12 protein-coding genes, 4 tRNA genes and 1 pseudogene are annotated in these 13,605 nt (G+C 58.9%); 13 read left to right on the forward strand and 4 right to left on the reverse strand.

Annotated elements, in window-relative coordinates:
- Window positions 1-34 precede the first annotated feature (34 nt).
- The 4 genes from B5M06_RS09345 to B5M06_RS09360 all read left to right on the forward strand — a co-directional run bounded on the left by B5M06_RS09345 (window position 35) and on the right by B5M06_RS09360 (window position 4,154).
- Window positions 35-925 carry a class III extradiol dioxygenase subunit beta gene (locus tag B5M06_RS09345; RefSeq protein WP_054065652.1) on the forward strand — a complete coding sequence of 297 codons (891 nt, stop codon included), beginning with the start codon at window positions 35-37 and terminating at the stop codon, window positions 923-925.
- On the forward strand, window positions 925-1,884 hold the full coding sequence (locus tag B5M06_RS09350; protein WP_174566358.1) for a Gfo/Idh/MocA family oxidoreductase: 960 nt from the start codon (window positions 925-927) through the stop codon (window positions 1,882-1,884). The genes B5M06_RS09345 and B5M06_RS09350 overlap by 1 nt, the downstream gene beginning before the upstream one ends.
- Before the next feature lie 220 nt (window positions 1,885-2,104).
- The gene (locus tag B5M06_RS09355; protein ID WP_054065632.1) at window positions 2,105-3,139 is read left to right on the forward strand and encodes an aldo/keto reductase; all 1,035 of its coding nucleotides are present in this window, start codon (window positions 2,105-2,107) and stop codon (window positions 3,137-3,139) included.
- Window positions 3,140-3,182: 43 nt separating this feature from the next.
- Window positions 3,183-4,154: a Bug family tripartite tricarboxylate transporter substrate binding protein gene (locus tag B5M06_RS09360; RefSeq protein ID WP_054065653.1), complete on the forward strand. Its 972-nt coding sequence runs from the start codon at window positions 3,183-3,185 to the stop codon at window positions 4,152-4,154.
- 54 nt (window positions 4,155-4,208) lie between these two features.
- On the opposite strand, the gene B5M06_RS09365 is transcribed toward B5M06_RS09360, so the two are convergent.
- Window positions 4,209-4,871 (reverse strand): Smr/MutS family protein, encoded by a 663-nt coding sequence (locus B5M06_RS09365; RefSeq protein ID WP_054065633.1) that lies wholly within the window; start codon window positions 4,869-4,871, stop codon window positions 4,209-4,211.
- The gene (radC, locus tag B5M06_RS09370; protein WP_054065634.1) at window positions 4,868-5,542 is read right to left on the reverse strand and encodes a RadC family protein; all 675 of its coding nucleotides are present in this window, start codon (window positions 5,540-5,542) and stop codon (window positions 4,868-4,870) included. Before radC ends, B5M06_RS09365 begins: the two co-directional genes overlap by 4 nt.
- Window positions 5,543-5,633: 91 nt before the next feature.
- Here radC and B5M06_RS09375 point away from each other — a divergent pair, with 91 nt between their 5' ends.
- Both B5M06_RS09375 and ispH read left to right on the forward strand, forming a co-directional pair.
- Window positions 5,634-6,110, forward strand: a complete 477-nt coding sequence (locus B5M06_RS09375; RefSeq protein WP_054065654.1) for an FKBP-type peptidyl-prolyl cis-trans isomerase — start codon at window positions 5,634-5,636, stop codon at window positions 6,108-6,110.
- A gap of 2 nt (window positions 6,111-6,112) precedes the next feature.
- Window positions 6,113-7,105, forward strand: coding sequence for a 4-hydroxy-3-methylbut-2-enyl diphosphate reductase (ispH, locus tag B5M06_RS09380; RefSeq protein ID WP_054065635.1), 993 nt, complete (start codon window positions 6,113-6,115; stop codon window positions 7,103-7,105).
- A 115-nt stretch (window positions 7,106-7,220) separates the two neighbouring features.
- On the opposite strand, the gene B5M06_RS09385 is transcribed toward ispH, so the two are convergent.
- Window positions 7,221-7,883, reverse strand: coding sequence for a CBS domain-containing protein (locus B5M06_RS09385; protein ID WP_054065636.1), 663 nt, complete (start codon window positions 7,881-7,883; stop codon window positions 7,221-7,223).
- Between the two features lie 236 nt (window positions 7,884-8,119).
- On the opposite strand from B5M06_RS09385, the gene serS reads away from it, so the two are divergent.
- From serS to B5M06_RS09405, 4 genes are all read left to right on the forward strand, one after another.
- Window positions 8,120-9,436: a serine--tRNA ligase gene (gene serS / locus B5M06_RS09390; protein ID WP_054065655.1), complete on the forward strand. Its 1,317-nt coding sequence runs from the start codon at window positions 8,120-8,122 to the stop codon at window positions 9,434-9,436.
- A gap of 72 nt (window positions 9,437-9,508) precedes the next feature.
- Window positions 9,509-9,599 (forward strand) — tRNA-Ser (locus B5M06_RS09395).
- A gap of 4 nt (window positions 9,600-9,603) precedes the next feature.
- Window positions 9,604-9,680 (forward strand) — tRNA-Arg (locus B5M06_RS09400).
- A 713-nt stretch (window positions 9,681-10,393) separates the two neighbouring features.
- Window positions 10,394-11,167, forward strand: a complete 774-nt coding sequence (locus B5M06_RS09405; RefSeq protein WP_054065637.1) for a 2OG-Fe dioxygenase family protein — start codon at window positions 10,394-10,396, stop codon at window positions 11,165-11,167.
- A gap of 79 nt (window positions 11,168-11,246) precedes the next feature.
- Here B5M06_RS09405 and B5M06_RS16850 read toward each other — a convergent pair.
- A pseudogene (locus B5M06_RS16850) lies at window positions 11,247-12,387 on the reverse strand (IS3 family transposase).
- 224 nt (window positions 12,388-12,611) lie between these two features.
- Here B5M06_RS16850 and B5M06_RS09420 point away from each other — a divergent pair.
- The 3 genes from B5M06_RS09420 (at window position 12,612) to greB (ending at window position 13,571) form a co-directional block, all read left to right on the forward strand.
- A tRNA-Arg gene (locus tag B5M06_RS09420) sits at window positions 12,612-12,688 on the forward strand.
- A 151-nt stretch (window positions 12,689-12,839) separates the two neighbouring features.
- Window positions 12,840-12,916 (forward strand) — tRNA-Arg (locus tag B5M06_RS09425).
- 91 nt (window positions 12,917-13,007) lie between these two features.
- Window positions 13,008-13,571 (forward strand): transcription elongation factor GreB, encoded by a 564-nt coding sequence (gene greB, locus B5M06_RS09430; protein WP_054065657.1) that lies wholly within the window; start codon window positions 13,008-13,010, stop codon window positions 13,569-13,571.
- The last annotated feature ends 34 nt before the right edge of the window (window positions 13,572-13,605 follow it).

Here is a 13,605-nt window from a genome sequence, read left to right on the forward strand (position 1 = left end):
GGAAGCCCAGGCCCAGCATGCGCTGGCCGAGGCGATTGAGCAGGCAGAAGGTACGCAGCCAGAAGGCCGCGCCACCATTACGGCATCGGTTTACACCTCGCACGTGCCCGCCATCGGCGTGGCTGTGGACCAGGGCAAGACCGAGGAACCTTACTGGAAGCCCCTGTTTGACGGCTACCAGCCTTCCAAGGAGTGGATGAAGGAAAACACGCCTGACGTGATCTTCCTCGTCTACAACGACCACGCGACCTCGTTCGACCTGGGTGTGATCCCCACGTTTGCGATTGGCACAGCTGCCGAGTTCGAGCCAGCCGACGAAGGCTATGGCGCACGCCCTGTGCCCAAGGTCAAGGGTGACCCAGAGCTGGCCGCGCACATTGCGCAGTCCGTCATCCAGCAGGACTTTGACCTGACCATTGTCAACGACCTGAAGGTGGATCACGGTCTGACCGTGCCGCTGTCCCTGATGTTCGGTCAGCCCGAAAACTGGCCCTGCAAGGTGATTCCCTTCCACGTCAACGTGGTGCAATACCCCGTACCTTCGGGCCAGCGCTGCTTTGCGCTGGGTCAGGCCATCCGCAAGGCCATTGAGAGCTATGACAAGCCCATCAAGGTGCAGATCTGGGGCACAGGTGGCATGAGCCACCAGCTGCAGGGCCCACGCGCTGGCCTGATCAACAAGGAATGGGACAACCGTTTCCTCGATCGTCTGGTGGCAGAGCCTGCCGAGCTGGCCAAGGTGCCGCACATCGAATACGTGCGCGAAGCTGGCAGCGAAGGCATCGAACTGGTGATGTGGCTGATCGCACGCGGTGCCATGTCCGACGTGGCTGGCAGCGGCAAGGCCCCCAAGCTGGCGCATCGCTTCTTCCACGTTCCTGCATCTAACACGGCCGTAGGCCATCTGATTTTGGAGAACCAATAATGAGCAAGACCATCAAAGTGGCGCTGGCTGGCGCTGGCGCATTCGGCATCAAGCACCTGGACGGCATCAAGAACATCGACGGCGTGGAAGTCGTGTCGCTGGTGGGCCGCCGTCTGGAGCCCACACAGGAAGTGGCTGCCAAGTACGGCATTGGTCATGTGACGACCGATCTGGCTGAAGCCCTGGCCCTGCCCGAAGTGGACGCCGTGATTCTGTGCACCCCCACACAGATGCACGCATCGCAGGCCATCCAGTGCATGAAGGCTGGCAAGCACGTGCAGGTGGAAATTCCGCTGGCCGACAGCTGGGCAGAAGCCGAAGAAGTGCTGAAGGTGCAAAAGGAAACCGGCAAGGTGGCCATGGTGGGCCATACCCGCCGCTTCAACCCCAGCCACCAGTGGGTGCACAAGAAGATCAAGGCCGGTGAATTCAACATCCAGCAAATGGATGTGCAGACCTACTTCTTCCGCCGCACCAACATGAACGCGCTGGGTCAGGCACGTAGCTGGACCGACCACCTGCTGTGGCACCATGCTGCCCACACCGTGGACCTGTTTGCCTACCAGGCTGGCAGCCCCATCGTGAAGGCCAATGCCATCCAGGGCCCCATCCACCCAGAACTGGGCATTGCCATGGACATGAGCATCCAGCTCAAGGCCGCCAACGGTGCGATTTGCACACTGAGCCTGTCCTTCAACAACGATGGCCCTCTGGGCACCTTCTTCCGCTACATCGGCGATACCGGCACCTACATCGCTCGCTACGACGATCTGGTCAACGGCAAGGAAGAGAAGATTGACGTGTCCAAGGTGGACGTGTCCATGAACGGTATCGAGCTGCAGGACCGCGAATTCTTCGCCGCCATCCGCGAAGGCCGCGAGCCCAATTCCAGCGTACAACAGGTGCTGCCTTGCTATAAGGTGCTGCATGATCTGGAGCAGCAGCTCAACGCTGAATGAGACCCGAACACACAAGCCTTGATACGTCGTTGCGAAGCCTTGCCGTACTCGTTGTACTGTCTGCGGCTTCGCGCCTAGTCTCAACCGCCAATCAAAGATTGGCAGGCTTGTGTGATCGGCTCTGAGTGATTGCTGTACTTCAAAAATGTAGCTGCCCGCCCTTGCTATATCAGCAGTGGCGGGCTTTTTTATGTAAAAAATCAACCAAGAGGACTTTGTGATGCAACAACGACGTCTCGGCCCCTGGCAGGTCGCTCCCGTGGCCTTTGGTGGCATGAACCTCAGCCACGGCTACGGCGCAGCCGCATCGCCCGCACAGGCACAAAGCCTGGTGGCTGCAGCGCTGGACGCTGGCATGAACCTGTATGACACGGCGGCGCTCTACGGCTTTGGCAGCAATGAGGAACTGCTGGGCCCGCTGCTCAAGCCCCACCGTAACCGCATCGTGCTGGCCAGCAAGTGCGGCATGGCCGGGGTACGAGGGGAAGATGGCGTGGTGCGCCGTGTGATTGATGGGTGCCCCGCAACACTGCGCCGCAATTGCGAAGACAGCCTGCGCCGTCTGGGCACAGAGGTGATTGACCTGTACTACCTGCATCGCTGGGACAAGAACGTACCCATCGAAGACTCCGTGGGCGAAATGTCGCGCCTGGTGGAGGAAGGCAAGGTGCGTGCACTGGGTTTGTCAGAAGTGGGCGTGGAGGCGCTGCGCCGCGCGCACAGCGTGCACCCCATCACGGCCCTGCAAAGCGAGTATTCGCTATGGACGCGCAATGCCGAGCTGGGCACGCTGGCTGCCTGCCAGGAGCTGGGCATTGCCTATGTGGCCTTCAGCCCCGTGGGCCGTGGATTCCTGAGCGGTAAGCTCACCGATGTGTCCACGCTGGCCAAGGGCGATATCCGCCTGGCCATGCCACGCTTTGCACCCGAGAACTATGCACGCAATCTGGAGTTGCTGGAGCCCATGCGTGCCGTGGCCGAACAGGCAGGCTGCACGCTGGCCGAACTGGCAGTGGCCTGGGTGCTGCATCAGGGCGAGCATGTGATTGCGCTGCCCGGCACCACCAAGCTGGAGCACCTGGCCGAGAACCTGCGCGCTGCGCAGGTGCCGCTCAGCGCTGAAGCCCTGCAGGCACTGGATGCCATGTTTGCGCCAGAGAAGATTGTGGGCGACCGCTATGCGCCACAGGGGCAAAGCGAAGTCGATACCGAAAAGTACAGCTTTGAGCAGCCCGCCCCTGTGGCCGCGGTGTAATACCGGCGCTCAGAACGGCATGAAGATCCAAGGAGAACACAAGATGCAACGTCGTCAATGTCTGCAGGGCCTGGGGGCAGGTCTTGCGCTGCTGTGCGGCTGGGGTGTGCAGGCCCAGCCTTTGTCGAGCAAGCCCATACGCATCATGGTGCCCTTTGGCGCCGGTGGCGTGGCCGATGTGACGGCCCGCATCGTGGCCCAGCAGCTGTCCAAGCAGATGGGGCAGCCCGTAGTGATTGAGAACAAGCCCAGTGCCGGTGGCATTGTGGCGGCCGATGCAGTGGTCAAGTCCGCACCAGACGGGCACACGCTGTTCCTGATGTCCAATGGCAGCGCGGTGACGGTGAACATGTTCAGCCAGCTGCCGTTTGACATGGTCAAGGACTTGACGCCCGTATCCACGCTGGGTTTTTTTGACATTGGCGTAGTGGCCGATGCCAGTGCCCCATTCAACAGCGTGGCAGATGTGGTGCAGTACGCCAAGGCCAACCCCGGTCAGCTCAATATTGGCAGCATCAATGTGGGCAGCACCCAGCATCTGGCGGCAGAGCTGTTCAAGTCCACGGCAGGCATGGATGCGCAGATCATCCCCTTCAACGGCACGCCTGCTGTGACTACGGCGCTGCGCGGCAAGCAGATTGATGTGGCGGTGGAAATTCTGGCCCCCATCACGGGCCAGCTGCAGTCCAAGGCATTGAAGCTGCTGGGTGTGACTGGGGAGCAGCGCTCTGTGCTGCTGCCGGATGTACCGACTGCGCAGGAGCAGGGCATCCCCGGCTTTGTGGCCGCGTCCTGGAATGCACTGGCTGTGCCTTCAGATACACCGGCAGCGCTGGTGGAGCGGCTGAATCAGGAAATCGTCGCGGCCCTGAACCACCCGGACGTTGTGCAGCAGCTGCGCCAGCAGCATGTGCAGGCCAAGCCCAGCACGCCGCAGGAAGCGGCCGCATTGTTGCAGTCCGAGATTCAGCGCTGGGGCAAGGTGATAGACGAAGCCAAAATCCCCAAGCAGTAAGCACTGCGGCGCTTTTTTTCCATCCAGACGCCACTTTGTGTGGCGTTTTTTCGTTCAGTACAGGCTGCGTTTGCCCGGCTGCAGCAGCACCACCAGTGCACCGGCACCGCCTTCTGCCGGGCGAGCCTGCACAAAGGCCAGCACTTCTTTTTTCTGCACCAGCCAGCGCTGCACCTTGGCCTTGAGCACCGGCATCCTGCCCGGTGAGCCCAGCCCCTTGCCATGCACCACACGCACGCAGCGCAGCCCTGTGCGGTGCGAGAGGCGAATGAACTGCCCCAGCGCCTCGCGCGCTTCGTCCGAGCGCAGGCCGTGCAGGTCCAGGTGGCGCTGAATGCTCCAGTGCCCGCTGCGCAGCTTGCGTGTCACGTCCAGGCCAATGCCGGGGCGGCGAAAGCTCATCTGGTCATCCACGTCCAGCAGGGTGCTGACGTCAAACTCATCGCTCATGGCTTCCAGCAGCACGCGCTGTTCATCCAGCTCCAGTTGCAGGGGGCGGGGTGTGGGCGGCTCGGGCTGAAACTGCACACGTTGCTGGGTGGAGAGCGGTGTGACCGGGCCGACATAGTGCGCAAACAGATGGCGTTCCCGCTCGGCGGCGGCTTCGGCCTCCTTGCGGGCTTGTTCTGCGGCTTCGCGGCGCTCGCGCTGGGCCTTGAGCTCCTTGGAGATGCCACCCAGGGCATGCAGGCCCTGATGGCGAAACGCCTGGCTCATAGCAATCCTTCCTCGGCCATGGACAGGCTGCGGCCCTGCGTCACGATGATGTGATCCAGCACGCGAATGTCCAGCAGCGCCAGTGCGCTCTTGACGTTGCTGGTGAGGTGCTGGTCTGCCGCGCTGGGCTGCACGCTGCCACTGGGGTGGTTGTGCGTGAGGATGACGCTGGCCGCATGGTGGTGCAGGGCACGCAGTGCAATTTCTCTGGGGTAGACCGAGGTCTGGCTCAGCGTACCCCTGAACAGTTCTTCCATGGCAATCAAACGGTTCTGGCTGTCCAGGAACAGCACAGCAAAAATTTCGTGGGGGCGGTGGCCCAGGTGCAATTGCAGATAGTGTTTCACAGCTTCGGGGCTGCCAAACACTTCGCGCTCACGCAATTGCTGGGCCGTGGCGCGCTTGGCCAATTCCATCACTGCCAGCATTTCCGCACGCTTGGCAGGGCCGAGGCCTTTGATGCGCTGCAGATCCTGCGCGCTGGCATTGAGCAGCCCGGCAAGCCCTTCAAAGCTGTCCAGCAGAGATTGCGCCAGCTGCAGCACGCTGCATCCGGCCAGGCCGGTGCGCAGCAAAATGGCCAGCAGCTCGGCATCAGACAGGGTGCTGGCACCGCGTGTCAGCAGTTTTTCACGGGGAAGGGTGTCGGCTGGCAGGTCTTTGAAAGCCATGGTCCTGGTGCTGAAAAAACAATTAACAGACGCCAAGGGCGCGGGGGCATGCCCGGTTTTCTACAATGTGGCGCAGTTTATCGGGACTTCCATGACAAATACTGTGCCTTCCAACACCCATTCCGTGCCGACCGTACAAGCAGGTTCCTTTCTGACGCTGCACTACCGTCTGGCTGGCCCTGCGGGCGATGTGATCAATACCTTCAACGAAAAACCCGGCACGCTGTCGCTGGGTACGGGTGAACTCTCGCCCGCCATTGAGGAAAAGCTCATGGGCCTGCCTGAAGGCACGCACACCACATTCGAGCTGCCTGCTGGCGCGGCCTTTGGTGAGCGCAACCCCGACATGCTGCAGTGGGTGGCGCGCAAGCTGCTCAATGAGCTGGGCGATCCGCACGAGCAATACGCGGCGGGTGATGTGGTGCAGTTTCCCACGCCCGATGGCCTGGGCAGCTACGCAGGCACGGTGGTGCAAGTGCGTGAGGACGGCGCCGTGCTGTTTGACTTCAGCCACCCGCTGGCAGGCCAGCCCGTGACGTTTGAAGTCAAGATCATTGGGGTGCTGTAGTCGTGGTCGATACCAAGGAAATTCTGCTGGCCGAGCCGCGAGGCTTTTGCGCGGGTGTAGACCGCGCCATCGAGATCGTAGAGCGCGCACTGGAGAAGTTCGGCCGCCCCATCTACGTGCGCCATGAAATCGTGCACAACACCTTTGTGGTCAACGACCTCAAGGCCAAGGGCGCGATCTTCATCGAAGACCTGAACGAAGTGCCCCCCGGCGCGACACTGATCTTCAGCGCCCATGGCGTGAGCAAGGCCGTGCAGGAAGAAGCCAAGGCGCGTGGTTTTTCGATTTTTGATGCCACCTGCCCGCTGGTGACCAAGGTGCACATCGAAGTCGCCAAGCTGGCCAGGGAAGGTTATGAGTTCATCATGATCGGCCACAAGGGCCACCCTGAGGTGGAAGGCACCATGGGCCAGCTGTCCGAAGGCATTCATCTGGTCGAGGACGAGGCCGATGTGCAAACCATCCAGCCCAGACAGACCGAAAAGATTGCCGTGGTCACCCAGACCACACTGAGTGTGGATGATGCTGCAGGCATCAAGGCCGCGATCAAGGCGCGTTTTCCCAACATCCGCGAGCCCAAGCAGCAGGACATCTGCTACGCCACCCAGAACCGCCAGGATGCGGTGAAGATGCTGGCACCGCAGGTGGATGTGGTCATCGTCGTAGGCAGCCCCACCAGCTCCAACAGCAACCGTCTGCGTGAGCTGGCCGAGCGCCTGGGTACACCCGCCTACATGGTGGACAACGCCGATGAGCTCAAGCCCGAATGGTTTGACGCTGCCGCCCGCGTTGGCCTGACGGCGGGTGCCTCCGCCCCCGAAGTGCTGGTCGACGGCGTGATTGCCCGCATCAAGGAGCTGGGCGCAGTGTCGGTGCGCAAGATGGACGGCGTGGAGGAAACCATGAAGTTCCCCCTGCCCAAGGGCCTGAAGATGATCGACCCCGCCACGGGTCTGGAAATCGAAGTGCGCAAGCGTCCAGAGACGGGCCTGTAAAAGCGGATACTTAAAAATCAGAGCGACTAGCGCTTGAATTTATTGGACTTCAGATACAAAACACTCTGAAATCCTTATAAATCAAGCGCTAGCCGCTCTTTTTTTTGTATGTGCTTTAGCTCCACAGATCCAGCGGTGGCTCGCTGACCACGGCCCGCAGCACATCGGTGCGGCTGACGAATCCGCGCAGATGGCCATCCGCATCCGTGACAGGCAGACCGGGCAGGCCAGTCTCCAGCAGCACATGGGTGAGCTGGCGCAGATGGGTGTCTGCCGTCACCGCGGGCACTGGCGTGACCATGACTTCCGTGACCGGGCGCTTGGCGAGCAGCATGGCCTGCTGCACGGCACCTGGCTCAGGCAGCAGCGCCAGCGGGGCCATGTCAGCGCGCAGCAGCAGTCCAATGACCACCCCCTGGGCGTTGAGTACGGGAGCCTGGGCAATCTTTTTTTCAGCCAGTACCTGCCAGGCCTGCTCCACGTTGATGTCTGGCGGCAGCGTGACAGCGCCTTGCGTCATCACATCCTGCACGGTGTAAATCTGGCGGCGCTCTTCCTTGGGGCCCTGCTCGGTATCCAGATAGGCATTGACAGCATCATGCACTTTGGCCGACAGCGTGCTGATGGAGTGGCGAATCTGGGATTCCTGGCCTTCAACGCCAGAAGCGCCTGCACGCAGGCCGCTGGGGCGCTGCACGCCACGCACGGCAGTGATATGGCTGAGGCGCTGTGCACCTCCCTGGTACATGGGGCCGTTGATGCCAAAGACATAAAACATGAGGGGCAGTGCTCCTTGGGTTGGCTGCAATCAATCTTGTATTCCTTATCGGCAGCAGTGCCTGCAACTAAACCGCATCTGCAGCACAATGCTGGAAAGATTCTGCAGCCCTCTTGTGCTGAGATCCGATCACACCAGCCTGAACACGTCATGGCTCCGCTTTGGCTCCTGCACAAATCTTCGATTTGCCGGGTGGTGTGAGCAGCGCAGAGGGCCGTCACTTTAAAATCGCAACCATGCTAGACATCCTTCTTCTCCGTAAAGACCTCGATTCCGTCATTGCACGCCTGGAAACTCGCAAAAAGCCCCAGGCCTTTCTGAACGTCGAGGCATTCAAGGCACTTGAATCCGAGCGCAAAACGCTGCAAACCCGTACGGAGGAGCTGCAATCCCAGCGCAACCAGCTGTCCAAGCAGATTGGCATGCTGATGGGCAAGGGCGAAAAGGACGCTGCCGAAGCCGCCAAGGCCCAGGTCGCCCAGTTCAAGACCGAGCTGGAGCAGTCGGCAGCCCGTCTGGAGCAAATTCAGGCTGAGCTGGAAGCCATGCTGCAGGCCGTGCCCAACCTGCCTCACGAGTCCGTGCCTGTCGGTGCTGGCGAAGAAGACAATGTGGTCGTGCGCACCTGGGGCACACCCAAGACCTTTGACTTTGAAGTCAAGGACCACGTAGACGTTGGCACCCCGCTGGGCCTGGACTTTGACATGGGTGTCAAGCTCTCCGGCTCGCGCTTTACGGTGATGAAGGGCGGCATTGCCCGTCTGCACCGCGCACTGGCCCAGTTCATGCTGGATGTACAGACCCAGGAGCACGGTTATACCGAGTGCTATGTGCCTTATGCCGTGAATACGGATTCGCTCAAGGGCACTGGCCAGCTGCCCAAGTTTGAAGGCGATCTGTTCGCTGCCAAGAAGGGCGGCCAGGAAGGTGAACCCGTGCCTGACAACCAGGCCCTCTACCTGATTCCTACGGCCGAAGTGCCTCTGACCAACTTCCTGCGTGACGTGGTGGTGCAGGAGTCTGAGCTGCCCATCAAGCTCACCGCCCACACCCCTTGCTTCCGCTCGGAAGCTGGCAGCTACGGCCGCGACACCCGCGGCATGATCCGCCAGCACCAGTTCGACAAGGTGGAGATGGTGCAGGTCGTGCACCCCGAAAAGAGCTACGAAGTGCTGGAAGAAATGACGCAGCACGCCGAAGCCATCCTGCAAAAGCTGGGCCTGCCTTACCGCGTGATGAGCCTGTGCACCGGTGACATGGGCTTTGGTGCCACCAAGACCTATGACCTGGAAGTGTGGCTGCCCGGTCAGAACAAGTACCGCGAAATCAGCTCTGTCTCGAACTGCGAAGCCTTCCAGGCCCGCCGCATGCAGGCACGCTTCAAGAATGCCAAGGGCAAGAACGAGCTGGTCCACACCTTGAACGGCTCCGGCCTGGCTGTGGGCCGCTGCCTGGTGGCCGTGCTGGAAAACTACCAGCAGGCCGATGGCTCCGTCATCGTGCCAGAGGCGCTGCGTCCCTACATGGGCGGCATGGAGCGCCTGCAAGCCTAAAAATTGGAGATCGGCCTAAGTTTTTCCAAAAAACGTGTCCAAAGTGTCATACAATAGATGCTTCGACACGCAGGAGAGGTGGCAGAGTGGTCGAATGTACCTGACTCGAAATCAGGCGTACGTGAATAACGTACCGTGGGTTCGAATCCCACCCTCTCCGCCAAAATGCGGCTGTAGCTCAGCTGGATAGAGTACTTGGCTACGAACCAAGGGGTCGTGGGTTCGATTCCTGCCAGCCGCACCAGATACAAGCCCCCAGAACAGAAATGTTCTGGGGGCTTTTCTGTTGTGGCCTTCAGGGTTGGAATCTTTGATAAGTTTTTGCAATCGGAATATAAATTTTCATTTGTATCCGCCGTGTCGGAACGGGTTCACTGCTTTCCGAAAGAGCTTCAAGTTTGTGCAATTAGGCTTGCCGCTCTGAACCGAACGCCGTACTCCTTGGAGCATATGAGACATGTCGTAGAACTATCTTTTCGCGGAGAACAGGCCCAGCTATATCGTCTTGGCTTACGTACCAGTGCTGCCCAATTTCAACTTATGCGTAACCAAATTGCCGATGCCCTCTTGATTAGAGACTGGACACCAAGGCATCCACCCGCCGAAGCAATATTGAATAAAAGACGCAAATTACAAGCTGAGGCTCAGCGTAAAGGTACAGGTCGCTCCTTGCCTGAAGCCAAGATCATCCAGGGAGGGGCTCTCTCTCCTCGCTAGTCATGTAAAAGGTCGGCGAGTACTTCGCCTAATGACAGCTATTGGCCGACAGCAGCCGTCAGCATCCACAAGCTCTGAAACTGGCATAGAGAACCATATAGCTTTATGGTTGCTTATGCCACTTTTGCTGCGAGTGCTCGGAAAGACATTGCCAGTGGGATGCGCCATAACTTTTTGAGAGCATCTGCTCTCCTAAGCAAGTTCACCTGCAGAGGCCGATAGGAATAAACTGGGCATGCAATGTCGACCGTTACCTTCTCCCCTCCATTTCATTCACCCAACCAAGTCGCTGAACAACTACGAGGCCATGGCTATGCGGTGCTTCAACCTCGTGATGTTGCTACGTGGCTCAACTGTGATTTAGAGGCTTTGCAAGCCTTGTCGGTTGAGTGGGATGACCTTCGTCCGGATGAGTATCTCAAGGATGGTGGCAGCTATCGCTACCGGCGTCACGCCAGCTTTGTGGTGCGAGGCGAGCAATTGGAATTGGTAGAGCACCGTCCGCACTGGCAACCGCTGAAGTACAACGCGTTGCATGGAGGGATGGAGCGCTGGTTTGCACCAGTCAAAGCCCAGGTAGTGCAGCAGGCTGCTTGGCAGCAGTTAATCGTTCGTCTGGCAGAAGTTTCTTCGCAATTATTTGCCCAAGCGATGACTGAGCCTTGCTTTGTGGAAGCGCATCAATTCCGGATTGATACAGCCAATGGGATCGGACGTCCTACACCTGAAGGTGCACACCGTGATGGGGTGGACTTGGTCGCAGTTTTTCTGGTTGGTCGGCAGGGCATCAAGGGTGGAGAAACTCGCATCTTCGAAGCGTCTGGACCGACAGGCATTCGCTTTACGCTGACAGAGCCTTGGACGCTCATGCTGCTCGATGATGCACGCATGATCCATGAGACCACCCCCATCCAGCCCTTGGACGAGCATGTGTCTGGTACTCGTGACACCTTGGTTGTGACGTGTCGCCAGCATTGCTTTCAGGGTGATGAAGTGAAGGATGGTGGTTCGTGACCAAGCGGTCATAGGCACGGATAGAGGTAGTCCCGCTCGTTTGAACAAAATCCTCTGTTGTTAAGCGAGATCCCTGCGGTCATGCAGCTTGCATTTTTGCAAACGGCAATGCTGCAAAGTAAGCCTCATCTGGGGTGGCTTGGCCGTGTGCCTGATGAGGTCGCTGTGCATTGTAGAACTGCAAGTATTGCGCAATCCCATTGCGTGCGGCACGCACGCTGTCATAGGCTTTGAGATAGATCTCCTCGTGCTTGATGGAGCGCCACAGGCGCTCTACAAAGACGTTGTCCCGCCAAGCGCCCTTGCCATCCATGGAGATACGAATCCCATGGCGCTTGAGTAGCGTGGTGAAGGTATCGCTTGTAAATTGGCTGCCCTGGTCAGTGTTGAAGATGGCAGGTGTCCCCCAGCGGGTGATGGCCTCTTGCACTGCATCTACGCAAAACTGTACGTCCATGGTGTTGGACAGCCTCCATGCCAGCACCTTGCGGCTGTACCAAGCGACCACGGCACACAGGTACAGCCAGCCCTTGTGCATGCGCACGTAGGTGATGTCCATGGCCCAGACTTGGTTGGAATAGACCACAGGCTTGTTCCTGAGCAAGTAAGGATAGACCTTGTGCTGTGGGTGGCGAGCACTGGTGCTCAGCTGGCAGTACAGCGCACGCACGCCCATGCGCTGCATCAGCGTGCGAACATGCCGACGGCCCACACATTGGCCTTGGCGCTTGAGCAAGCTGCGCAGCATGCGAGAGCCTGCAAACGGGGGGGGGGGGTGGCATGCAGGGCATCGATGCGATGCATCAACTGCACCTGTGCCTTGCAGGGCGGCTTGCGCTGGTAGTACAGACAGCCTCGGCTGATACCCACGAGCTGGGCCTGCCGGCTCAGTGACAGGCCATGGCTGCGGTTAATCATCGACCTACGCTGAGCAATTCCGCTTTGCTCAGCGCAGCTTGCAAAAAATCCTTCTCCAAAGTGAGCTGGCCAATCTTGGCATGCAGCTCCTTAAGGTCGACCGTTGGCGTTGTGGGTGCAGACGGAGCACCGAACACATCAGTAGCACGCTCCAGCAACAGCCGTTTCCAATCGGCAATCTGGCTGAGGTGCACCTCATATTGCTGAGCCAGCTCAGCCACGGTGCGCTCTCCGCACACCGCCTCCAATGCAATCTTGGCTTTGAAGGCGGCACTGTGTTTACGACGTGATTTGATAGTCATAGATCTCTCCAGGTTCGGCCTGTTGCCAGACCATTTTTACGGGGAAAGATCTCGCTTAGCTAGCTGTTCAAAAAAACGGAGCCACTTCTTCAGGCGGTGGTGTCATCATCTGCGGCATCAAACAGATGCAGGCCCCAAGATTGAACTTTTCTAAGCCGATACCGTGTTTTCCCTGAAGGGAGTTCAATATTGCGCTACAATAGTGATCTTGCAGCAATGCAACAGCGGCTGTAGCTCAGCTGGATAGAGTACTTGGCTACGAACCAAGGGGTCGTGGGTTCGATTCCTGCCAGCCGCACCAGATTCAAGCCTCAGAAACGAAAGTTTCTGAGGCTTTTGTCTTTTTGTGAAAGCACTGCTTTTTTCACATGGCTGCAAGGCGTTGTGAAGACCAAAAAATTTCGGTCAGTTTCAATTTAGGGGTTTAGATAGCACCTATAATTGATAGCTTAGCGGCTGTAGCTCAGCTGGATAGAGTACTTGGCTACGAACCAAGGGGTCGTGGGTTCGATTCCTGCCAGCCGCACCAATTTCAAGTCCTGATATCGCAAGGTGTCAGGACTTTTTGGTTTGTGCGCCCGGCATTTTTGTGGGGCTGCTTTTGTGTGAAGATTGCGTCTATGAACAAGGCTTTCACCAAGGAAACCGATGGGCAGGATGATGACGACGATCTGCCCAGCCTGCCTGCTATTCCCAAGGGCAGCAAGAATTACATGACGCCTCAGGGCTACCAGGCGCTGCGCAGCGAGCTGCTGGAGCTGATTGACAATGAGCGCCCCAGAATTGTCGAGGTGGTGCACTGGGCGGCCAGCAATGGCGACCGCTCGGAAAACGGTGACTATCTCTACGGCAAGAAGCGTCTGCGCGAGATTGACCGCCGTATCCGCTTTCTGACCAAGCGCCTGGAAATTGCCGAGGTGGTGGATCCTTCCGTGCACCACGGCAGTGACCAGGTGTTCTTCGGTGCCACCGTCACCTATGCAGACAACGAAGGTGTGGAGCGCACTATCACCATCAAGGGCATTGATGAGTCTGACAGCAGCAAGGGCGAGGTCAGCTGGATCGCGCCCGTAGCGCGTGCCTTGCTGCGCGCCAAGGTGGGGGATGAAGTGCCTTTGCCCACCCCGGCAGGTGTGCGCATGCTGGAAGTGCTGGAAGTGGCATACCCCGCACCACAGAACTAAAAAATAGTAGCTGCCGGCGCTGGATTTATCAGTC

The sequence above is a fragment of the Comamonas kerstersii genome (assembly GCF_002056725.1).
GTDB classification, from domain to species: Bacteria; Pseudomonadota; Gammaproteobacteria; order Burkholderiales; family Burkholderiaceae_C; genus Comamonas; species Comamonas kerstersii.